The sequence below is a fragment of the Xanthomonas sp. A1809 genome, assembly GCF_017746015.1.
In the GTDB taxonomy this organism is placed as follows: Bacteria; Pseudomonadota; Gammaproteobacteria; order Xanthomonadales; family Xanthomonadaceae; genus Xanthomonas; species Xanthomonas euvesicatoria.
The window spans coordinates 298028-318905 of the sequence record NZ_JAGHWZ010000009.1 but is presented as its reverse complement, the minus strand read 5'-3'; the positions used below and the strand labels follow the sequence as shown (position 1 = coordinate 318905).

17 protein-coding genes, 1 other RNA gene and 2 pseudogenes are annotated in these 20878 nt (G+C 65.6%); 9 read left to right on the top strand and 11 right to left on the bottom strand.

Translation table 11 applies throughout. The features are described 5' to 3' along the window. Positions 1-4 precede the first annotated feature (4 nt). The 8 genes and pseudogenes from J7396_RS14140 to J7396_RS14105 all read right to left on the bottom strand — a co-directional run bounded on the left by J7396_RS14140 (position 5) and on the right by J7396_RS14105 (position 7439). Positions 5-1276: a DUF4105 domain-containing protein gene (locus J7396_RS14140; RefSeq protein ID WP_042773892.1), complete on the bottom strand. Its 1272-nt coding sequence runs from the start codon at positions 1274-1276 to the stop codon at positions 5-7. Beyond that, positions 1273-2151, bottom strand: coding sequence for a transporter associated domain-containing protein (locus J7396_RS14135; RefSeq protein ID WP_008571326.1), 879 nt, complete (start codon positions 2149-2151; stop codon positions 1273-1275). Before J7396_RS14135 ends, J7396_RS14140 begins: the two co-directional genes overlap by 4 nt. A 95-nt stretch (positions 2152-2246) precedes the next feature. Continuing rightward, positions 2247-2765 carry a hypothetical protein gene (locus J7396_RS14130; RefSeq protein ID WP_011347782.1) on the bottom strand — a complete coding sequence of 173 codons (519 nt, stop codon included), beginning with the start codon at positions 2763-2765 and terminating at the stop codon, positions 2247-2249. After that, positions 2765-3250 carry an rRNA maturation RNase YbeY gene (gene ybeY, locus J7396_RS14125; RefSeq protein WP_008571323.1) on the bottom strand — a complete coding sequence of 162 codons (486 nt, stop codon included), beginning with the start codon at positions 3248-3250 and terminating at the stop codon, positions 2765-2767. The genes J7396_RS14130 and ybeY overlap by 1 nt, the downstream gene beginning before the upstream one ends. A gap of 99 nt (positions 3251-3349) precedes the next feature. Beyond that, positions 3350-3894, bottom strand: a pseudogene (locus J7396_RS14120) (hypothetical protein). Between the two features lie 2 nt (positions 3895-3896). Continuing rightward, a complete protein-coding gene (locus J7396_RS14115) occupies positions 3897-4880 on the bottom strand; it encodes a PhoH family protein (RefSeq protein ID WP_209261615.1) in 984 nt (327 codons plus the stop codon). 421 nt (positions 4881-5301) lie between these two features. After that, positions 5302-6756 carry a tRNA (N6-isopentenyl adenosine(37)-C2)-methylthiotransferase MiaB gene (miaB, locus tag J7396_RS14110; RefSeq protein WP_209261614.1) on the bottom strand — a complete coding sequence of 485 codons (1455 nt, stop codon included), beginning with the start codon at positions 6754-6756 and terminating at the stop codon, positions 5302-5304. Positions 6757-6794: 38 nt separating this feature from the next. After that, complete coding sequence (locus J7396_RS14105; protein WP_011347777.1) at positions 6795-7439, bottom strand: glutathione S-transferase family protein; 645 nt, start codon at positions 7437-7439, stop codon at positions 6795-6797. Between the two features lie 104 nt (positions 7440-7543). Between J7396_RS14105 and J7396_RS14100 the strand changes: the two genes are divergently transcribed. The 8 genes from J7396_RS14100 (at position 7544) to J7396_RS14065 (ending at position 14932) form a co-directional block, all read left to right on the top strand. After that, positions 7544-8509: a WYL domain-containing protein gene (locus tag J7396_RS14100; RefSeq protein ID WP_209261613.1), complete on the top strand. Its 966-nt coding sequence runs from the start codon at positions 7544-7546 to the stop codon at positions 8507-8509. A 191-nt stretch (positions 8510-8700) separates the two neighbouring features. Then, positions 8701-9684: a lytic transglycosylase domain-containing protein gene (locus J7396_RS14095; protein ID WP_011347775.1), complete on the top strand. Its 984-nt coding sequence runs from the start codon at positions 8701-8703 to the stop codon at positions 9682-9684. Positions 9685-10190: 506 nt separating this feature from the next. Beyond that, positions 10191-10835 carry a ubiquinol-cytochrome c reductase iron-sulfur subunit gene (gene petA / locus J7396_RS14090; protein ID WP_011347774.1) on the top strand — a complete coding sequence of 215 codons (645 nt, stop codon included), beginning with the start codon at positions 10191-10193 and terminating at the stop codon, positions 10833-10835. Next, the gene (locus tag J7396_RS14085; RefSeq protein ID WP_008571315.1) at positions 10835-12094 is read left to right on the top strand and encodes a cytochrome bc complex cytochrome b subunit; all 1260 of its coding nucleotides are present in this window, start codon (positions 10835-10837) and stop codon (positions 12092-12094) included. Before petA ends, J7396_RS14085 begins: the two co-directional genes overlap by 1 nt. Further along, positions 12087-12845, top strand: a complete 759-nt coding sequence (locus J7396_RS14080) for a cytochrome c1 (protein WP_014090392.1) — start codon at positions 12087-12089, stop codon at positions 12843-12845. The genes J7396_RS14085 and J7396_RS14080 overlap by 8 nt, the downstream gene beginning before the upstream one ends. A gap of 409 nt (positions 12846-13254) precedes the next feature. Beyond that, entirely contained in the window at positions 13255-13890 is a 636-nt protein-coding gene (locus tag J7396_RS14075) for a glutathione S-transferase N-terminal domain-containing protein (protein WP_005915265.1), read from the top strand. 78 nt (positions 13891-13968) lie between these two features. Continuing rightward, a complete protein-coding gene (locus J7396_RS14070) occupies positions 13969-14409 on the top strand; it encodes a ClpXP protease specificity-enhancing factor (RefSeq protein WP_008571311.1) in 441 nt (146 codons plus the stop codon). Between the two features lie 190 nt (positions 14410-14599). Beyond that, entirely contained in the window at positions 14600-14932 is a 333-nt protein-coding gene (locus tag J7396_RS14065) for a hypothetical protein (RefSeq protein WP_008571310.1), read from the top strand. Positions 14933-15125: 193 nt separating this feature from the next. Here the strand turns inward: J7396_RS14065 and J7396_RS14060 are convergent, their stop codons facing one another. After that, positions 15126-15506, bottom strand: coding sequence for a DUF3301 domain-containing protein (locus J7396_RS14060; protein WP_008571309.1), 381 nt, complete (start codon positions 15504-15506; stop codon positions 15126-15128). Between the two features lie 76 nt (positions 15507-15582). Then, a non-coding RNA gene (locus tag J7396_RS14055) (sX9 sRNA) lies at positions 15583-15659 on the bottom strand. A gap of 189 nt (positions 15660-15848) precedes the next feature. On the opposite strand from J7396_RS14055, the pseudogene J7396_RS14050 reads away from it, so the two are divergent. Beyond that, a pseudogene (locus J7396_RS14050) lies at positions 15849-20243 on the top strand (DEAD/DEAH box helicase). Here the strand turns inward: J7396_RS14050 and J7396_RS14045 are convergent. Next, positions 20183-20803, bottom strand: a complete 621-nt coding sequence (locus tag J7396_RS14045; protein ID WP_014090389.1) for a DNA-3-methyladenine glycosylase — start codon at positions 20801-20803, stop codon at positions 20183-20185. The pseudogene J7396_RS14050 and the gene J7396_RS14045 sit on opposite strands and share 61 nt — an antisense overlap. Between the last annotated feature and the right edge of the window lie 75 nt (positions 20804-20878).

Sequence of the window (20878 nt, the reverse complement as noted above, 5' to 3'; positions counted from 1 at the left end):
TCAATCAGCGCGTACGTGCGGGCAGGTCACGCGGTCGCAGGGCAATGGCAAGTGCGGTGTGGATCGGCAACAGCAGCATCACCCATTGCAGGTTGTCCTGCGCCTGGAAGGACAGCCAATGGATCACCAACGCGGCCAGCGCGCACGCCGCCACCACCCAGGACAGCACGTTGAACCAGCGGCCCGGCCGATGGCCCAGCTGCAGCCGTATGCCACCGAACCACAGCAGCACGCACAGCGGGTTGACCAGCAGCAGGTTGCGGTTGGCCCATGCCGATTGATGGGCAGTGAATCCCCACAGATACACCAGCAGGCCGCCGCCGATGGCGCACACCAGCCAGAACGGTAACGCCAGTCCAGCCAGCAGGCGCTGCCTGCGGCCCAAGGCCAGCACGCCTGCGGCCACGATGAGCCCGGTCAGCAACCACGGCCACCAGTGTCGCCGCTGTTCGGCGGGCTCGGGCGCGATGCGATGCGGCAGCAATACCTGCGTGGATTGCACCAACGGGCGACCGGCGCTGTTGTGCACCTGGGTCAGGCTGTCGGCCAGCCGCATCGGCACGAAGGCTTCTTCCCAGCGCGACAAGGGGCGATCGGCGTACGGTCCCAGGCCCAGGTCGAAGCCCAGCCACATCCACGGGGCAGGGGAGGCCAGGCGCACCGCTTCGCTGCGGAAGGTGTTGCCGCGCGAACGACCGGCCAGCTGCGACTTGAGCGCGCCGCCCATCGCACGGTCCAACGTGTCGCGCACCATGGTGGCGCAGTTGGCCATGAAGTAGTCGTAGTGATAGCGCGCGTTTTCCGGTTGGCTACGCACCGCCAAGCCCTCGGCCAGCGCGCGCGCCTGGTCTGGCGGCAGATCCAGCCACTGGATGCTGACACCGCGCCCGGCATCGCGATATTGCGACAGGTCTTCTTCCAGCGGCAGCGCGACCAGGTAATACATCATTTCGCCGCGCGCAAAACGCGGTACGAAGTCCGGCTCGCTCGGGTCGAAGAAGCCGAAGTTGTACGAGGTGGCCTGCTGCGTGCGCGGATCGACCACCACGACGGCATCGTGACCGAAACGTTCGAAAAACACTTCGCCCGGTTGCATGGTCACCACGCCGATCCGCGGCGCCGACTGGGACGCAGGGGCGGCTTCCGGGGCGGGCGCCTGCGCGAAGGACGCCGGCGTCACCAACAGCGACAGCAACGCCAGCAGCCAGCACGCAGCCCAACGCCGGGCACTGCAGCGCGCCGGCGCTGCAGCGGTCATGCCATGCGACAGGTTCAAGCGTCGTCCTGCGGATCTGGCGGCAGAATGGTGACGTGGAAGGCGTGCACGCGCCGCGCATCGGCCTTGGCCACGCGGAATGCAAAGCGCCCCAGCGTCAACTCTTCGCCGGTTTCGGGCAGGTGCCCGATCGCATCGGTGACCAGCCCACCCACGGTGTCGTACTCGTCGTCGGGGAACTCGGCGCCAAAGCGTTCGTTGAAGTCTTCGATCGGCGTCAGCGCATCGACCACATAGCGCCCATCGGCCTGGATCGCAATGAGCGAATTCTCTTCTTCGGCATCGTCGTGCTCGTCGTCGATCTCGCCGACGATCTGCTCGAGCACGTCCTCGATGGTGACCAGCCCGGCAACACCGCCGTATTCGTCCACCACGATCGCCATGTGGTTGCGCGAGAGGCGAAATTCCTTGAGCAGGACGTTGAGCTTCTTCGACTCAGGGATCAGCACCGCCGGGCGCAGCAGTTCGCGCACGTTGCCCGGGCCGTTGTCGGCCACCACGCCGCGCAACAGGTCCTTGGCCAGCAGGATGCCGAGCACTTCGTCCTTGTTCTCGCCGTGGACCGGGAAGCGCGAATGGCCCGATTCGACCACCTGCTTCATCAGGTCGATGAAACGCGCCTCCACCGGCAGCGAGACCATCTGCGAGCGCGAGATCATCACATCGCCCACGGTGAGCTCGGACACGGAGATCGCGCCTTCCATCATGCGCAAGGTGTCTGCGGCGATGAGACCGTCCTGTTCGGCGGTCCGCAGCAAGGCGACGAGTTCGTCGCGGGTGTGGGGTTCGCCGGAGAAGGCAGCGCTGAGGCGCTCGAGCCAGCTACGGCGTTTTTCCGGTGTTTCTGGGGATTGGCTACTGTCGTCTTCGGACATCGTGACGGGGAAGGGCACCCGGCAAACCAGGCGTTAGCCATCAGTCTAGCAGGAAGCCGGCAAGGCGCTGTGGATGCGCCGTTACCTGGCCGGTCTCAGGGCAGATCCAGGCTGTAGCCGCAGCCGACAACGGTCTTGCCCGGGTGCGATTTGACGTTGGTCACGCTCAGCACGACCGATTCGATCATGGCCTCGCCGGTCTTGGGATTAGTGGTGTCTTCGCTGACCAGCTCGCGCCCGTACATGACCTTCTCGGCGTTATCCACGCCCAGTTCCAGATCCAACTGCTTGGCGAGCGGGCGCGGGTCGGGCAGGTCCAGGATCGCCATGATGCTGGCGCCGGAAAACGCGATGTGATTGGTACTGTGGCCGAACACGCGAATGGGCGTGTTGAGCGTGTACTCGGTCATGAACAGGTTGGACTGGTCCAGCGGCGTCCAGCCCAGCGCCACCGCCTTGAGCGGGTCGGCCAGTACCGGCGCCAACGCGCTGAAATCGCCGATGCGCTGGCGGCATTCGATCAAGGCGGCAAGGTCCGGGCGCACCGGCGCGGTCTGCGCCCAGGCGCCGGGCGCGCTCAACAGCAGCAGGGCGCCGGCAATGCAAAAACGCATCAGTGTTCTCCTGCGTAAGGGTCGTCGATGCCGAGGTCGGCCAGGATCTCGCGCTCCAGTTGCTCCATCGCCTCGGCCTCCTTGTCGTCTTCGTGATCCCAGCCAAGCAAGTGCAAGGTGCCATGCACGGTCAGGTGCGCATAGTGCGCAGCCAGCAATTTGCCTTGCTCTGCGGCCTCGCGCGCCACCACCGGTGCGCAGATCACCAGATCGCCCAGCAGCGGCATCTTGATGCCCTTGGGCAGGCCTTCCGGCAGTTCGGCAGGGAAGCTCAGCACGTTGGTGGCGTAATCCTTGCCGCGGTAATGGTGATTGAGCGAGCAGCCTTCCTTCTCGTCGACCACGCGCACTGCCAGATCGGCCTCGCGGATGCGCCCCTTCAACGCCGCGGCCACCCACTTGCGAAAACTCACCGCCGACGGCAGGCCGGCGCGCGGCAGCGCATAGCTGACGGCAACGTCGAGGCGGACAGGGCCCTTGGTCATGGGAACACCAGCATTCAGATCAGACAGAGGTGACAGTATCGCCCGAGTAGCGTCTTGCGGCGATGCCTGCGTGTGCGTGCTTGGCCGGCCGGTCCGGGATCAGCGAACGCACTCGACCAGCACCATGACAAGCGCGCCACCGTTGGCAACATGATAAAACGCACTGCCCATCGGCCCGTTCTGGCAATGCGGATCGACCCGGTTGACTTCCAGGGCCGGCGCGAAACCTGGTGGCGATTGTGTCCAGATTGCGGCTTGGCCGCGCTCCAGCAGGCGACCTACCAGATAGCGCGTGTCGGCGCTTTCCTTGTCATCTTGAGCCACCGCGCAGCCGAAGCGGTCGTGCGCTTTGCCGGTAGAGGCAAGTAGCGCCCGCGCTCGCGTGCGGCAAGCAGCGCTTGTCGCTGCGCATCCTCATCAATCCCCGCACCGGCTGCAGCTTTCGCCACTGCCAGGTGTTCCAGTTCGGCCCGATCCAACAGGATGGTCGCTTGCCCAGCGGCCACCGAGACACAGGACGCGGCAAGGTGCTTCCGCAACATGACGTGCGTGGTCGTGTCGGCCTGCTGGCGTGCCTGCGCATGCGCAGGTTCATGGCAAGCCAGCGCCAACCAGACTCCCAACAGTAGGGCGCGGCCTTGCACGGTCAGTCGGCCGCAGGAGGCTGCAGCGCGTTATCGCGCTTGTCGTAGGCGGTGACAATGCGCTGCACCAATGGGTGACGCACCACGTCGCGCGCTTCGAAGAAGGTGAAACTGGTGCCTTCCACATCGCGCAGCACTTCGATCGCATCGCGCAGGCCGGATTTGACGTGCTTGGGCAGATCGATCTGGGTAAGGTCGCCGGTGACCACCGCCGTGGAGCCGAAGCCCAGGCGGGTCAGGAACATCTTCATCTGTTCGATGGTGGTGTTCTGCGCTTCATCCAGAATCACATATGCATCGTTGAGCGTGCGACCGCGCATATAGGCCAGCGGCGCGATTTCGATGACGTTGCGCTCCAGCAACTTGACCACTTTTTCCACGCCGAGCATTTCGTACAGCGCATCGTAGAGCGGGCGCAGGTACGGGTCGACCTTCTGGCTGAGATCGCCCGGAAGAAAGCCGAGTTTTTCGCCGGCTTCCACTGCCGGGCGCACCAGGATCAACCGCTGCACCCGCGACTCGTTGAGTGCTTCAACCGCGCTTGCTACCGCCAGGAAGGTCTTGCCGGTGCCGGCCGGGCCGATACCGAAATTGATGTCGTGGGTGGCGATCGCGTGCAGGTATTTGGCCTGGTTGGCGCCACGGCCACGCACGGTGCCGCGCTTGACCTTGATCGCCACATCCTGGGCCTGATATGCGCGCTCGGCCACATGCTCGAGGTTGGCATCGTTGAGCCGCAGGTGGATTGCGTGCGTGTCGAACCTGGTGATTGCGGCCTCGTCGTACAACGCGGTCAACAGCGACTGGGCGGCGGCGATGGCCGGCTCCGGTCCGGTCACCCGGAAGACGTTGCCACGGTTGGCGATCTCGACGCCAAGCTTGAGTTCGATCTGGCGAAGATGCGCATCGAACGGACCGGCAAGATTGGCCAGACGCTCGATGTCCTCGGGTTCCAGGGTGAAATCGCGATGTGCGGGTGCGTTCATGGTTGGATCGGACGGCGCACCTGGGTGCGCGTCGGTAGGGCGGGAGCGAAAGGGTAGCGCGCGGCATGTGATCCCACCAACACAGCGGGCGGCGCGGCACCTCGGCGACGCGCCGGTCCGCACAGGCATGCAGGTTTTCCACAACCGCTGTGGAGTCACGCATCACTAACCTGTGGATAAAGCTCGCCGCGCTTACTGGCGCAAGGTTTGCCGGGTTAGTGGTGAAAAAATCGCCAGTACCGACCGGGTTGTCCACACAGGATGTGGATCGAATTCGGCAAAGCCTGTGGGTAAGTAAGACGAAGCCTTGCGCTGCAAGGCGCTACGGATGTGTGGTGAAATTTTGACCATTTCCCGCGAGACGCTTCGGCGCGTGGTCGCCTTGCTTGAAGGGGCGCCGCATTGCGCAGCGCCCGCGCCATCACTGTGCGCTGTCGTCCAGTTGAATCCGGCCACGCAGCGAATTGCTCATCGCCTCGGTGATCAACACATCGACGAACTGTCCGATCAAACGCGGGTTGCCTGGGAAATTCACCGGGCGCATGTTCTCGCTCTTGCCGGTCAGTTCATTCGGGTCGCGCCGCGAGGGGCCTTCCACCAGCACGCGTTGCACGCTGCCCACCATCGATTGCGAAATGCTCGCCGCGTGCGCGTTGATTTGCGCCTGCAGACGCGCAAGACGCGCCTGCTTCACCGCCTCTGGCGTGTCGTCCTGCAGGTCCGATGCCGGGGTGCCGGGACGGCGCGAATACACGAACGAAAAGCTCTGGTCGAAGCCCACGTCCTCGATCAGCTTCATGGTCTTTTCGAAGTCCGCTTCGGTCTCGCCAGGGAAGCCGACGATGAAGTCCGAACTGATCGAGATGTCCGGGCGCACTGCGCGCAGCTTGCGGATCTTCGACTTGAATTCCAGCGCGGTGTAGCCACGCTTCATCGCCGACAGGATGCGGTCGCTGCCGGCCTGCACCGGCAGGTGCAGGTAGTTGGCCAGCTGCGGTACATCGCGGTAGGCATCCACCAGCGAATCGGAAAACTCCAGCGGATGCGACGTGGTGAAGCGGATACGGCCGATGCCGTCGATCTGCGCGATGGTGCGGATCAGCAGGCCCAGATCGGCGTACTGCGCGGCGTCGCCGGCATCGGCGCCATACGCACCGCGGTACGCGTTGACGTTCTGGCCGAGCAGGTTGATCTCGCGCACGCCTTGCGCCGCCAATTGCGCCACTTCCACCAGCACGTCCTCGAACGGCCGGCTGACTTCTTCGCCACGGGTGTAGGGCACCACGCAGAACGAGCAGTATTTGGAGCAGCCTTCCATGATCGAGACGAAGGCCGACGGACCTTCGGCACGCGGCTCGGGCAGACGGTCGAACTTCTCGATTTCCGGGAAGCTGATGTCCACCTGCGACTTGCCCGATTCGCGTCGCGCGCGAATCAGTTCCGGCAGCCGGTGCAGGGTCTGCGGGCCGAACACCAGGTCCACGTAGGGCGCACGCTTGACGATGGCTTCGCCTTCCTGCGACGCCACGCAGCCGCCGACGCCGATGATCACCGGCTTGCCGCCGGCCTTGAGCGCCTTCCAGCGACCCAGCTGGCTGAAGACCTTTTCCTGGGCTTTTTCGCGAATGGAACAGGTGTTGACCAGCACCACATCCGCTTCCTCGGGGTTGTCGGTCAGCTCCAGGCCTTCGGAAGCGGCAAGCACGTCGGCCATCTTGGCCGAGTCGTACTCGTTCATCTGGCATCCGTGGGTCTTGATATAGAGCTTGCCGCGTACCACGGCAGGCGCCGATGGGCGCGCGACGGGCAAGGGCAACAGGGCGGGTGCGTCCACGGCAGCTGCCGCGGACAGGTCGGAAACGGGTGTCCCGGGCATGGCGCTTATTCCAGGCGGGTAGAAGAGAGCCGCGCAGTTTACCCGCTTGCGCTGGCGCCGTCCGCGGCCGCACGCCCGGCGTCGACGGCTTCGGCGCGCGCCACTGCCGGGCGCGCGGCCATCCGGGCGATATAGGCGCGGGTCGGGGCGGGCGGGTCGATCAGGCCAAACTCCACCATCCACGCCAAGGCGCCGCCCCACAGCACATCGGCCGCACTGCAGCGCTCGCCCAGCAGGTAATCGCCCTTGGCCAGCTGCGCATCAACCACCTGCAGCACCGTGTCGGCGTCGGCATAAGGCGAGAGCGAGCGCGGCGGGGCGCTACGCTTGAGCGCAAGATCGATGATCGCCGGTTCGAAGGCCGAGCCGTAGAACGCAAGCCAGCGCAGGTAGGCGCCACGATCGGCATCGCCCGGCGCCGGTGACAGGCCGGCTTCCGGATATAGCTCGGCCAGGTACTGATAGATGGCGCCCTGCTCGGTGACCACGCTGGTGCCGTGGACGATGGTCGGTATCTTGCCCATCGGGTTGATCGCAAGGAATTCCGGCATGCGCTGCTGCTCCTTTTCCAGATCGATGGGCTGCAGGCTGTAGCGTGCGCCCAATTCTTCCAGCAAGACCAGGACCCCCCGCGAGCGAGAGCGGGGGTTGTGGAACAGGGTGACGTGGCGGTCGTCGGACATTGCGGTCTCCAGGGTGGCTGCGGTGGCGATGCGAGTGGGGATGGCGGGTATCGCGATCTTACGGACCACTTGCGGACAGTTTCTGTCCGCAATACGGTGGCGCGATGGCTTCCACCGCTGCTCGCCTGTTGCGTCTGCTTTCCCTGCTGCAAGGTGGCCGGAGTTGGTCCGGTGTGGCGCTGGCAGAACGTTTGGACATCCATCCGCGCAGCCTGCGGCGCGATATCGAGCGCCTGCGCGAAGCGGGTTATCTGGTGCATGCAGCGCCCGGCAGCGGCGGCGGCTACCGGCTGGGGCAGGGCGGTGCGGCATTGCCGCTGTTGTTGGAAGAAGACGAGGCGCTGACCGTGGCGGTCGCCTTGCGCGCCGCCGCGCCAGCGGTGCGCGGGATGGACGCCGCGGCGGCACGCGTGATGGCCAAGCTGGATCCCCTGCTGCCACGCCGCAGCGGCCAGCGCGCCAGTGCCGCGCATGCCGCCATGGCCAGCATGCCGGCTGCCGAAACGGAATCGCTGGTCGATGCGGGCCTGCTTGCCCAGTTGGCTGCCGCCTGCCGCGACCGGGCCACGCTGCGGCTGGACTATCGGCGCCATTGGGGTACGGCCATCACCCGCAGCGTCGAGCCGGCGCTGCTGGTGAACTACGGGCGGCGCTGGTACCTGTTGGTCTGGGACTGCGAACGCCAGGACTGGCGCAGCCTGCGCGCGGACCGGATCGATCAGGCGGTCGCCACCGGCGCGCGGTTCGCCCCCCGCGCATTGCCCGAAGAGCCGCTACAGCTATTGCGCAAGGCGATCGGCGAAGCGCCGTTTCCGTGCCGGGCGCGGGTGCGTCTGGCCGGCACGGTCGAGGCATTGGCAGCGCGCATCCCGCCCTGGCTGGGTGCCTTGCAGGCCGATGGTCCCGCACATTGCTGGCTGGGTCTTGGCGCCCCGAGCATGCCTGCGCTGGCGGCCAACCTGTTGTTGCTGGACCTGCCGTTCGACGCGATTGCGCCGGCCCAAGCCCGCCACACCTTGACGCAGGCGCTGGACACGTTGCGCACGCAGCTGGACCGGCTGCCCCAGTGAGGCGGCCAACAGGCCATCGCGCGTGGTCGTCAGGTGGGCGGCGGCGAACGCGTCATCGGGAGTGCAGGATGGGGACTGGAGGATTTCGAGCACCGGTCCCGCACGCCTGGCCGCGGCGCGGGCGCCTTGCGCGCTGCTCCAGACGCTGGCCGACACTTGGCAAGCCCTGGGCAAGCTGGGACACTCCGCGCATGAAGGGGATGTCAAGATTGCTGGGGCTGATGCTCGTCACGTTGTCGGCTGCGCCGGTCAGCGCCGGCACGCTGTACAAGTGCGTCGGCGCTGACGGTATCACCAGTTACCTGAGCAAGCGCCAGAGCGGCTCCACCTGCAGCGTCATCAGCAGCTATACCCCCGATCGTGCGGCCCGCCGCCTGCCGTCATCTCCCTCGGCCGGGCGTCTGGCCGTCAGCCCCGCGCCCCGCATGGCCAATGTCGACAGCGGCGCGCCGGCCACCATTATCAGCCAGCCAGTCAGCCAGCCGCCGCGGCACGCTGCCGAGGTCGCTTCGGCGCCGGCTCCGCGTGCCTTGCCGGAGTCGTCCGTCTCGGTCGTCACACCGCCAGCGGCAGCAGCAACCAATCCGCGCCGGGTCGTCAGCGGGCAGGTGTACTCATATATGAAGGACGGCGTGCGCCACTACACCAGCGCCCGGCCGCGCCAGGTCGCCAGCATCGAAGGCCTGCGCACCATCCATTACAGCTTTATCGAAACCTGCTACGCCTGCGGTGCCAAGCCCGGGGTCAATTTTGGTGCGATCCGGCTCAACACCAACGCCTATCAGCAGGAAATCGCAGCGGCGGCGCGCGAGTTCGGGGTGGAAGAATCGATCGTGCGCGCGATCATCCACGCCGAATCGGCCTACAACCCGCTCGCGCTCAGTCGTGCCGGCGCGCAAGGCCTGATGCAGTTGATGCCGGGCACCGCGCGCCGCTTCGGTGTCAGCGATGCCTATGATGCAACGCAAAATATTCGTGGCGGCGTGCAGTATCTGTCCTGGCTGCTGAAACGCTTCAATGGCGACCTCACCCTGGCCGCTGCCGGCTACAACGCCGGCGAGGGCGCAGTCGACCGTTACGGCGGCGTACCGCCGTATAGCGAAACCCAGCGCTACGTGCAACGCGTGGGCGTATTGGCCGGCCGCTATCGTGGCCAGGCCACAGCAGCCAACTGAAGCGGCTGGCAAAACGACCGCGCAGCCGCCCGGCGGGCGCGGCCGGTGCTCCTGGCATGTCATAAGCACCGCGGCGTCTGCGCGATCCATTCCCGGCCCCCCGCTTGACGTCGTGGTCGCTGCTCTTGGGAATCTTTGCCACGGCGCTGCGCCGAGTGCGGTGGGGCAAGTACTTCGGTCTCCGCAACATCGGTTGCAGCGCCCATAGCCAGTCGCGAACAATCGTATTGCTGCGCTTGCACCATATCCACGCATCCCCCGCACGCGCGCATTGCCGTTGCAGCCCACGCAAGGGCACTACGTCACAGCCGTCCGTCTCCCACGCGCGTTGAACTCCATCGGAGCGGCTGCCGCTTGCATGGGCCGTTGCATCGCATAGGGCCGACTGCGTACATTGCGTTGTCTGTGCATTAAGCGTTCCGCTACACTGCGGTCGATTCATCGCGGCTGGACCCCCCGCCAGCCGTTGGCAGCCTCACGCTACCTAATCAAGATCGGAGAGCCGGATGGCCAACGATGGGGTTAACGCACCTGCTGATATCGGGCGTCGTCGGTTTTTAACCGCGACAACGGCCGTGGTCGGTGCGGTCGGAGCAGGATTCGTTGCAGTTCCGTTCGTGAAGTCGTGGAATCCCAGTGCGCGTGCCAAGTTGGCTGGCGCACCGGTCACCGCCGACATCAGCGCCTTGCAGGAAGGCCAGCGCATGGTCCTTGAATGGCGCGGTCAGCCAATCTGGATCGTCAAGCGCTCCAAGGCCATGCTCGACGCACTCCCGTCGCTGGACGACCGGCTCAAGGACCCCAAGTCCGAGAACAAGGATCAGCAGCCGGAGTACGTGCTGAAAAACCCGGAATATCGCTCGATCAAGTCCGACATTTCGGTGCTGGTGGGGCTGTGTACGCATCTGGGTTGCTCGCCGGAGATGGTCGCCGAAATCCGCCCCGAGCCTTACGACCCGCAGTGGAAGGGCGGTTACTTCTGCCCTTGCCACAAGTCGCGCTTCGACATGTCTGGCCGCGTCTTCGACGGCGTGCCGGCACCGATCAATCTGCTGGTGCCCCCACACCACTACGTGGACGACAACACCTTGGTGATCGGCGTCGATCCTGACGATGCCGGTGCGTCGGCCAAAACCACGGGGGCTGCCTGATGAGCAATGTTCTGGTCCGTACCGCCAATGGCGTGTTCGATTGGGTCAACGAGCGCGCGCCCGGGCTGATGCCCATGTACCGCAAGCACATCAGCGAGTACTACGCGCCGAAGAACTTCAACCTCTGGTACTACTTTGGCTCGCTGGCCATCGTGGTGCTGGTCAACCAGATCGTCACCGGCATCTTCCTGACGATGCACTACAAGACCAGCGCCGCCGATGCATTCGCTTCGATCGAATACATCATGCGCGACGTGGAGTGGGGCTGGCTGATCCGCTACATGCACAGCACCGGTGCCTCGCTGTTCTTCATCGTGGTGTATCTGCACATGTTCCGCGGCTTGATGTACGGCAGTTACCAGAAGCCGCGCGAGCTGGTGTGGATTCTCGGCATGCTGATCTACCTGGTGCTGATGGCCGAAGCCTTCATGGGCTACGTGTTGCCGTGGGGGCAGATGTCGTTCTGGGGCGCGAAGGTGATCATCTCGCTGTTTGGCGCCATTCCGGTGATCGGCAATGGGCTGACCGAATGGATCATGGGCGACTACCTGCCCGGCGATGCCACGCTCAATCGCTTCTTCGCCTTGCACGTGATCGCACTGCCATTGGTGTTGCTGCTGTTGATCGTGCTGCACATCGGTGCGCTGCACGAAGTGGGTTCCAATAACCCGGACGGGGTGGACATCAAGAAAGGTCCAAAGGGCAATCGCTGGGATGCGCACAAGCCGGCCGACGGTATTCCGTTCCATCCGTATTACACGGTCAAGGACTTGGTCGGCGTTGGATTCCTGCTGTTGATCGCTGCCTTCATCATCTTCTTCGCGCCGGCGTTCGGCGGCCTGTTCCTGGAGCACGACAACTTCACCGAAGCCAACCGGCTGGTGACGCCGGAGCACATCAAGCCGGTGTGGTACTACACGCCGTACTACGCCATGTTGCGCGTGGTGCCCAACAAGCTGGGCGGGGTGCTGGTGATGTTCTCGGCCATCGCGATCCTGTTCCTGGTGCCCTGGCTGGATCGCGCCAGGGTGCGCTCGGTGCGCTACCGCGGCTGGATTTCCAAGCTGGCGTTGGGCGTGCTGGTGGTGTGCTTCGTCTGGCTGGGCGTGATCGGTTCCGGCCCCGGCACTGACGCGCACGAGACCTATGTCGGGCGCGTGCTGACCTTCCTGTACTTCGCCTTCTTCATCACCATGCCGGTGTGGACGCGGCTGGACAAGACCAAGCCGGTTCCGGAGCGGGTGACGACCCATGACTAATTCCAACGTGACGTCATGGAAGTCGCGCGTGGTCGCCTTGCTCTGCGGCCTGGTAATCGCTGGTGGTGCAATGGCGGCCGAAGGCGGGGCGGTGCAGCAAGCAGGTAATGACCTGAGCGATCGCGCATCGCTGCAACGTGGTGCGCAGTTGTTCATGAACTACTGCTCCGGCTGCCATTCGTTGAAGTACCTGCGCTATTCGCGCATGGCCAGCGATTTGGGCCTGAGCGAAGAGGAGGTCATGACCAATCTCAACTTCACCGGCGCCAAAGTCGGCGAACATATCGAAGGCACCATGCCGCACGACGCGGCGACCAAGTGGTTCGGCAAGGCGCCGCCGGATCTGACCTTGATTGCACGCGTGCGCGGTACGGACTGGGTCTACACCTATCTCAAGTCGTTCTATCTGGACCAGACACGCCCGCTGGGCTGGAACAACAAGCTGTTTCCGAACGCCTCCATGCCCAACCCGCTATGGGAGTTGCAAGGCCTGCAGCAGGCGCAATTCGGCCCGGCCGACAAGGCCACCGGCGACAAGCCGGTAGAGGCATTGAAGCTTGGGCAGCCAGGGCGTCAAACACCGGTGGAATTCGACCAGACCGTGCGCGATATCGCCAACTTCCTCGAGTATGCCGGCGAGCCGGCCGCATTGAAGCGCCAAAGCATGGGCGTGTGGGTGGTCCTGTTCCTGGCGCTGCTCACCTTCATCGCTTATTTGTTGAAGAAGGAATACTGGAAGGACGTGCACTGAACGCTGCGTAGGCCGTCATCGGCTGCGGGAGCGAACAATGCAGTGCAGGGCAGGCAGGTATCGCAGGTGCTTGGGATACCTCTATTTGTCGCCGAGCCTTGCGGGCGCTCCCAACAGAAAGCGCTAGCCCCCACCTCCCGTGCGGAGAGGGGGCGGGCTGATGGTTGGCAAGCGAACAGCATGTCGATCGGGGCCGTCAGCGTAGATCCCTGCAACAGGGTTGCAGCGCCCACATCTCCTGCGGTCCCGCGGGAGCAGCGCAGCAGCTGGCTTATCGGAACATTAATAAGCCCTATCACTCTTGGCTTTTGCGTGACGTGATTGCACACTCGATAGACCGTGGTGACTGTCGGCGTTGGGCCGGCCGCGCCGATGCGGCCGGCGGATTCCGGTCGTCGGAGAGCCTTGAATGGCGACGAGTGTGCGTATGCGGAATACCTTGACTTTGTTTTCGTCCAACGACGACGTGTTGTGCCACCGGGTCCGTCTGGTCCTGGCGGCGAAAGGGGTGACCTACGACCTGGTGCCGGTCGACCCGCAAAATCCTCCCGAAGATCTGATCGATCTCAATCCCTATCATTCGGTGCCGACGCTGGTCGAACGCGACCTGGTGCTGTACGCCGCCTCGGTGGTCAGCGAATACCTGGACGAGCGCTATCCGCATCCGCCGCTGATGCCGGTCGACCCGCTTTCGCGCGCGCGTCTGCGCCTGGCGATGTTGCGCATCGAGCATGACTGGGTGCCGCAAGTGCAGGCGATCCAGCTCGGCAACAAGACGCAGGCCGAGGCCGGCCGCAAGCGTCTGAAAGAACTGCTTACCGCCTCGGTGCCGTTGTTCAAGGCCAGCAAATTCTTCCTCAATCCGGAAATGAGTCTGGCCGATTGCGCGATGGCGCCGATCATCTGGCGACTGGACGCGTTGGAAATCAGCCTGCCCAAGGACGGTAAGGCGATCGAGGATTACGGCAACCGGATCTTCCGCAACCCGGGCTTTATCCGCAGCCTGACCGATCAGGAAAAGAAGCTGCGCGATCTGCCGGGCTGATGCGACGGCTGTATGCCAACAGACCGACTTCCGATCGCGTGGCCGCCGCGACGGGCCATGTGCGGGTAAAATGACGCAATGAGCGAAGATTTCCCCCGCATGACCAGCCATCGCCCGTACCTGTTGCGGGCCTTGGTCGAATGGATCAACGACAACGGCATGACGCCGCACGTTTTGGTGGATGCCGGCCTGCCCGGTGTGCAGGTGCCTGCCAGTGCCGTCAAGGACGGTCGCGTCGTGTTGAATATCGCCGAGCGTGCCGTGGTCGGCCTGCAGGTGGACAACGAAAGCGTGAGCTTTACCGCGCGCTTCGGTGGCGTGAGCCACCCGGTGATGGTGCCGATGGCCGCCGTACTGGCGGTCTATGCGCGCGAAACCGGGCAGGGCATGGCGCTGCCGGACGACATCCCCGGCACCAACAGCGAGCCGCCGGATCCGGGCTCGCCCCCACCGAGTGCGCCGACGCCGGACGAACCGTCCAGCGGTGGCAAGCGCCCGCATCTTCGCGTGGTGAAGTAAGGACAGCACACCACACGCCTGCGCCGCCGCAAGGCGAGTGCAGGCCGGTGCGCGGAATCAGCAGGGACCACGTGTAAGCTGAAGTTCCTGCGTGCCGTCCACGGCTACCGGTGACGGCGTCCCAGGTTCTGTTGGCTGCGCTGAAAGCGGCAAGCGTATGACCTGCAGACTCGCCAAGTGGAGGGTTCGATTGCACGTAGAGCGCACCCGTCATGTCGATTGCAGCGCGCCGGATCCGTCCGGCGCACTCGACGACGCGTACGAGTACGACATCTATCGCTTCGTGGATGGCGAGCGTTGTCTGATTGCGCGCAGCTACATCGACACGCCGCGTGAGGCGCATTTTCTCAGCATGGAAATTGCCGGCAAGTCGCGTCTATTGAAGGATGCCGACCTGCTGGATCCGCTGTGGCTGTTCGCCCAGGCGCAGCTGCGTCGAGAGGGCAAGCTGCAATTGTGCTGGCTGAGCGGCAGGGACAATGGCTACGAGCCCGTTCCCGCGGATTCGACGTCTTTGGAATGAAGTGGCCGGCTGTGTGGAGTGCCGCCGACTGATGCATTGGCCAGCCGCGTGCACAGACGGCGAAAGCGCGCAGCAACAGCTCGATGATTGCTGGAATCCAGAGGGAAGCTGGCCGGCCAATCACTGTAACCCAGACAGGTGAAGCTGCAGGTATGTCAGGTGTCAGCGTGCGGGTGACCCGCAGCTGCGCGCCTCACTCCAGACGCTCATGCTCCGGGTGCAATGCCCTGACGGTAGCGACCTGCGGCCCGGTGAAGGCAATCAGTTGATCGCCGCGCAGCACCAGCTTGCCGCTATGGCGATCCACGCCGTCGTAGGAATAGTCGAAGCGGAAGGTGCGCTCGAAGCCCAGCCAGCCGCTGGGCATCCTGCACACGCGGATATTGGTGGAATGCACGCTCTGGTCCAGCCATTGCACGTCGGCCGCGCGGCAGGCATTGCGGCCAAGAATGTCGGCGCGTTCGGCAGCCGCGCGCGAGGAGTTCCAGAAGGCGAACAGCGCGGCGCCGGCGATCATGAAAAGAATCAGGCTGGGCATGCCGCCAATGTGCCACGGCACGTGGCCGGCGGACAATCGCCGGGCCGGCGCCGCAACGTTGCGAAGGCGTCGCCTTGCCGACGGCAGAGGCCGCCACCATTGCGCTAAGAGCGGCTAACAAAACCTAGCGAGCAGCTGTCAGGTGGGCGCGGACGGCGCGCTCAGAACCGGAGTGTACGAGTGGTACATGCCGATTCCGAGCACCGGCCGCGCCCGCCTGGCGGCTGTGCAGTCGTTTTGTAGCCGCGCTAAATCGTTCACTGCCGGCCTGGCCCGTGGCTTGTCTGGACCGCTGCGCAGCCCCATTGATTGTGGTTCCCGCCGAGTTACATCCGCGCGCCTTGCCGTCATGATGAGCAATGGTGTCGGGCATTGCCAATGCATCCTGTCCTGCAACACTTCCATCCTGTGGTCGCTGCGTGGTTCGCGCAGACCTTCGCTGCGCCGACACCGGCGCAGGTCGCCGCGTGGCCGGCGATCCAGGCCGGACGCCACACGCTGGTGGCCGCGCCGACCGGCTCGGGCAAGACGCTGACGGCCTTCTTCGCCGCCATCGATGCATTGATTCGCGACGGGCTGGCCAATGGCGGTGCGTTGCCCGACGAAACCCGTGTGGTCTACGTCTCGCCGTTGAAGGCCTTGTCCAACGACATCCACCTCAACCTGGACGCGCCCTTGCAGGGCATCCGTGCGGCGCTGGTCGCCGGCGGCTTGCCGGATGTGCCGATTCGTACCGCGGTGCGTACCGGCGATACCCCGCAGCGCGAGCGCGCGCAGGCGCGTCGCACGCCGCCGCATATTCTGGTGACCACCCCGGAGTCGCTGTACGTACTGTTGGGGTCGGCATCCGGGCGCGCGTCGCTGCAGCATGTGCGCACCGTGATCGTCGATGAAATCCACGCGGTGGCGTCGGACAAGCGCGGCAGCCACCTGAGCCTGACGCTGGAGCGCTTGCAGCGGCTGGTCGCGCAGCCGATCACGCGGGTGGGGCTGTCGGCCACCCAGAAGCCCATCGAAACGGTGGCGCAATTCCTGGTCGGTGTCGACGCAGACGGCGTGCCGCCGCCGTGCGAGATCGTCGATATCGGCTACACCCGCAAGCGTGATCTGGCCCTGGCGTTGCCGCCCACGCCGCTGAGCGTGGTGATGTCCAACGACCAGTGGCTGCAGGTGTATGCCGATGTGGCCGCACTGGCGCAGCAACATCGCACCACGCTGGTGTTCGTCAACACACGGCGCATGGCCGAACGCGCGGCGCGGCATCTGGGCGATCTGCTCGGCAAGCAGCGCGTGTCGGCGCATCACGGCAGCCTGTCGCGCGAGACGCGCCTGCTGGCCGAGCAACGGCTCAAGGCCGGCGATCTCACCGTGTTGGTGGCGACCGCATCGCTGGAACTGGGACTGGATATCGGCGATGTCGATCTGGTCTGCCAGCTCGGTTCGCCGCGCTCGATCGCCACCTTCCTGCAACGCGCCGGGCGTTCCGGACACAAGGTCGGCGGTACGCCCAAGGCGCGCCTGTTTCCGCAGACCCGCGACGAACTGGTCGAATGCGCCGCGCTGCTGGACAGCATCCGCCGCGGCGAACTGGATGCCTTGCGCATTGTGACGGCGCCGGTGGATGTGCTGGCGCAGCAGATCGTTGCCGAAGCCGCATGCGAAGACTGGGACGAAGATGCGCTGTTCGCGCTGGTGCGGCGCGCGTGGCCGTTCGCCGGGTTGAGCCGTGCCACCTTCGACAGCGTGGTGCGCATGTTGTGCGATGGCTTCAGCACCCGCCTCGGTCCGCGCGCCGGTTATCTGCATCGCGATGCCGTGCACCGGCGCCTGCATGCACGGCGCGGTGCGCGCATGACGGCGCTCACTTCCGGCGGCACCATTCCCGAAACCGGCGACTACAGCGTGGTGCTGGAACCGCAGGCCGAAAAGATCGGCACGGTGAACGAGGATTTCGCCGTTGAAAGCCTCACCGGCGATGTGTTCCAGCTCGGCAATGCGAGCTACCGCATCCTGCGCGTGGAGGCCGGGCGTGTGCGCGTGGAAGACGCCAAGGGCGCGCCGCCGAACATTCCGTTCTGGCTGGGCGAAGCGCCGGGTCGCAGCGATGAGCTGTCTGCGGCGGTGTCGCGCCTGCGTGGCGAGATTGCCGCGCGGCTGGACACCGCGCCGCACCAGGCGGCTCGCGACTGGCTGCAGCGCGAGCTGGAGATGTCCGCCGAAGCGGCGCGGCAACTGGTGGATTATCTGGCAAACGCTTGCACGGCATTGGGCGCGATGCCCACCCAGCAGTGCCTGGTGATGGAGCGCTTCTTCGATGCCAGCGGCGGTACCCAGCTGGTCATCCATTCGCCATACGGCAGCCGCATCAATCGTGCGTGGGGGCTGGCGCTGCGCAAGCGCTTCTGCCGCACCTTCAATTTCGAATTGCAGGCGGCGGCCACCGAAGATGCGATTGTGTTGTCGCTGTCGACCAGTCATAGCTTTGCGCTGGAAGAGGTTGGCCGTTACCTGCATTCGTCGTCGGCCGAGCATGTGTTGATCCAGGCATTGCTGGACGCACCACTATTCGGCGTGCGCTGGCGCTGGAACGCCACCAACGCGATGGCGCTGCCGCGCTTCAGTGGCGGCAACAAGGTGGCGCCGCAGTTGCAACGCATGAAGTCCGAAGATTTGCTCGCCACGGTATTCCCGGACCAGGTGGCCTGTGCGGAGAATCTGGTCGGCGAACGCGAGGTGCCCGACCACCCGTTGGTGGCACAGACGCTGGAAGATTGCCTGCATCACGCCATGGATAGCGACGGCTGGCTGCAGGTGTTGCGCGGCCTGGAATCGGGCGCGGTGACGCTGGTCGCGCGCGACCTGGCGGCGCCGTCGCCGCTGGCCGCCGAAGCCTTGAATGCGCGTCCGTATGCATTTCTCGACGATGCGCCACTGGAAGAACGCCGTACCCAGGCCGTGCAAAGTCGCCGCTACACGCCGCAGACCAGCGACGACCTGGGCCAGCTCGATCCGCAGGCGATTGCCGCAGTGTGCGAAGAGGCCTGGCCACAGCCGCGCGATGCCGAAGAAATGCACGAGGCATTGGTGGTGCTGGGCGTGTTGCCGGTCGCAGAGGCTACCGACGCGCAGTGGCAGGCATGGTTGGCCGCGCTGGCCGCAGCGGGTCGTGCCAGCTGCATTGCCTTGCACGGCAGCCCGGCGCTGTGGGTCAGCGCCGAGCGTATCGACTGGTTCTTGCCGTTGTATCGGCAAGCAACTGTGCAGCCGCCGTTGCAGGCGCCGGCCGATTGCCGCGTTGCCGACTGGCAGCGCGACTGGGCGGTACGCGAACTGCTGCGCGGGCGCTTGTCCGCGGTCGGCCCGGCACAGGTGCCGGCCTTGTCCCACGCATTGCAGGTACCGGAAGCAGAAATCGCGCTCGCACTGGCGGCCTTGTAACGCGAGGGCTACGTCATGGCCGGGCAGTTCAATGCGCATGTGCAGGCCGAAGAGTGGTGCGAGCGCCATCTGTTGGCACGCATCCACCGCTACACGCTGGGGCGCCTGCGCCGCGAGATCGAACCGGTATCGCAACGCGATTACGCGCGTTTTCTGTTCGAGTGGCAGCACGTGGACAGCAGCAGCCGGGTGGCTGGGCCGGATGCGCTGGCCGGTGTGGTGGGGCAGCTCGAAGGCTTCGAGGCGCCTGCGGTGCTGTGGGAGAGCGAGCTATTGCCGGCGCGCATCCGCGACTATCAACCGGCCTGGCTGGACGAGTTGTGCACTGCCGGGCGCACGCTGTGGGCACGCCTGCGGCCCGGCGGCGGCCGCAGCGGCGCTGCACTGCGCAGTACGCCGATCGTGCTGCTGCCACGACGCGAAGCGCAGCGTTGGAGCGCGTTGGCGCGCGATGCCGACGACGCGCCATTGGGCTCCCGCGCGCAACGGGTCATGCAGGTGCTGCAGCAGCAAGGCGCGCTGTTCTTCGACGAAATCGCCGACGCGGCACATCTGATGAACACCGAGCTGGAAGATGCCTTGAGCGAGCTGGTGATGCGTGGCCGCGCGCATTGCGACAGCTATGCCGGCCTGCGCGCGCTGCTGGTGCCTGCGTCCAAGCGACCGTCGGCACTGTCGCGGCAGCGTCGCCGTGCCAGCGCACTGGGCATCCGCGATGCGGGCCGCTGGGCACCGGTGCGGGCGCTGCCCGACCTGCCGCTTGCCGAAGCCGCGCAGCGCCATCAGGACATGCTCGAACACGTCGCGCGCACGCTGCTGCGGCGCTACGGCGTGGTGTGCTGGCGGCTGCTCGAACGCGAGGCCGCATGGCTGCCGCCATGGCGGGAATTGCTGCGCATGTATCAACGGCTGGAAGCGCGCGGCGAAATCCGCGGCGGGCGGTTTATCGCCGGGCTGTCCGGCGAGCAGTTTGCGTTGCCGGACGCGATTGCGGCCCTGCGCCGTGTGCGCGCGCAGCCCTTGCCGCAGCAGTGGATCTGCGTCAGTGCCAGCGACCCAAGCAATCTGCTCGGCAGTCTGCTGCCGGGCGAGCGGGTCGCGCGCGTGCCGGGCAATCGCGTCGCTTCGCTGGATGGGCTACCGATGGCGGTCTGGGCGGCAGACCGCTTCCAGGCCTTGCAGGAGCTCACCCCCGAGCAGGCCGAGCAGGCGTTGCGTCTGCTACAGCGCGGACCGGGCGCGGCCGAGCAATCGCCGATGGAGCGCTGGTTGGCTCAATCGCCCGCGGGCGGCGTGCCTTTTCCGGTCACGCGCGGAAGCGGACGCGACACATAGCGGCTATCTGCAACCACCCAGCGCCATGGCGCGTCCACGGCCTTGCGGATGCCGATGCGCGGCGTTGCCACTGGATGGGAGGGGGGCGGCACGCCGTCGTCTTCGATCCAGAGCCGCGCGGCCGCAGTGCTGAGATCCAGCCCATTGTCGGCGGCGGTCACGCCGAACGCCTGCGCCAAGCGGCCTGGGCCGGTGGTCAAGGCGGTGACCGGCGCGGCGCCGCGCGCGGCCTGCATGCGATCGATACCGTCCAGCGGTTCCAGTGCGCGGAGCAGCACCGCATGCCCGGGCGCACCGCCGCACACCGCATTGATTGCCCAATGCATGCCATAGATGAAATACACATACAGGTGCCCCGGCGCACCGAACATCACCCGCGTGCGCGGAGTCATGCCGCGGAACGAGTGCGCGGCCGGGTCGTCGCTGCCGCAGTAGGCTTCCACTTCGGTGATGCGCCCGCGGCGTCCGTCAGCACTGACCAGCACCTTGTTGAGCAATTGCGGCGCGACGTGGCGGGCATCGTGGGCATAGAACGTGCGGGGCAAGGGCTTTGCAGGCATGGCCAAAGCATAGCTGCGCGGACGTGATGTCCCAGCGGTGTGGCCTGGACAGCGCACGGGCGGGGGTAGGGTTTT

Bases quoted from the DNA above. Each gene is read 5' to 3' on its own strand.
- J7396_RS14135 (WP_008571326.1), bottom strand. From the start codon at position 2,151: ATGTCCGAAGACGACAGTAGCCAATCCCCAGAAACACCGGAAAAACGC.
- J7396_RS14130 (WP_011347782.1), bottom strand. From the start codon at position 2,765: ATGCGTTTTTGCATTGCCGGCGCCCTGCTGCTGTTGAGCGCGCCCGGC.
- ybeY (WP_008571323.1), bottom strand. From the start codon at position 3,250: ATGACCAAGGGCCCTGTCCGCCTCGACGTTGCCGTCAGCTATGCGCTG.
- J7396_RS14115 (WP_209261615.1), bottom strand. From the start codon at position 4,880: ATGAACGCACCCGCACATCGCGATTTCACCCTGGAACCCGAGGACATC.
- miaB (WP_209261614.1), bottom strand. From the start codon at position 6,756: ATGCCCGGGACACCCGTTTCCGACCTGTCCGCGGCAGCTGCCGTGGAC.
- J7396_RS14105 (WP_011347777.1), bottom strand. From the start codon at position 7,439: ATGTCCGACGACCGCCACGTCACCCTGTTCCACAACCCCCGCTCTCGC.
- J7396_RS14100 (WP_209261613.1), top strand. From the start codon at position 7,544: ATGGCTTCCACCGCTGCTCGCCTGTTGCGTCTGCTTTCCCTGCTGCAA.
- J7396_RS14095 (WP_011347775.1), top strand. From the start codon at position 8,701: ATGAAGGGGATGTCAAGATTGCTGGGGCTGATGCTCGTCACGTTGTCG.
- petA (WP_011347774.1), top strand. From the start codon at position 10,191: ATGGCCAACGATGGGGTTAACGCACCTGCTGATATCGGGCGTCGTCGG.
- J7396_RS14085 (WP_008571315.1), top strand. From the start codon at position 10,835: ATGAGCAATGTTCTGGTCCGTACCGCCAATGGCGTGTTCGATTGGGTC.
- J7396_RS14080 (WP_014090392.1), top strand. From the start codon at position 12,087: ATGACTAATTCCAACGTGACGTCATGGAAGTCGCGCGTGGTCGCCTTG.
- J7396_RS14075 (WP_005915265.1), top strand. From the start codon at position 13,255: ATGGCGACGAGTGTGCGTATGCGGAATACCTTGACTTTGTTTTCGTCC.
- J7396_RS14070 (WP_008571311.1), top strand. From the start codon at position 13,969: ATGAGCGAAGATTTCCCCCGCATGACCAGCCATCGCCCGTACCTGTTG.
- J7396_RS14045 (WP_014090389.1), bottom strand. From the start codon at position 20,803: ATGCCTGCAAAGCCCTTGCCCCGCACGTTCTATGCCCACGATGCCCGC.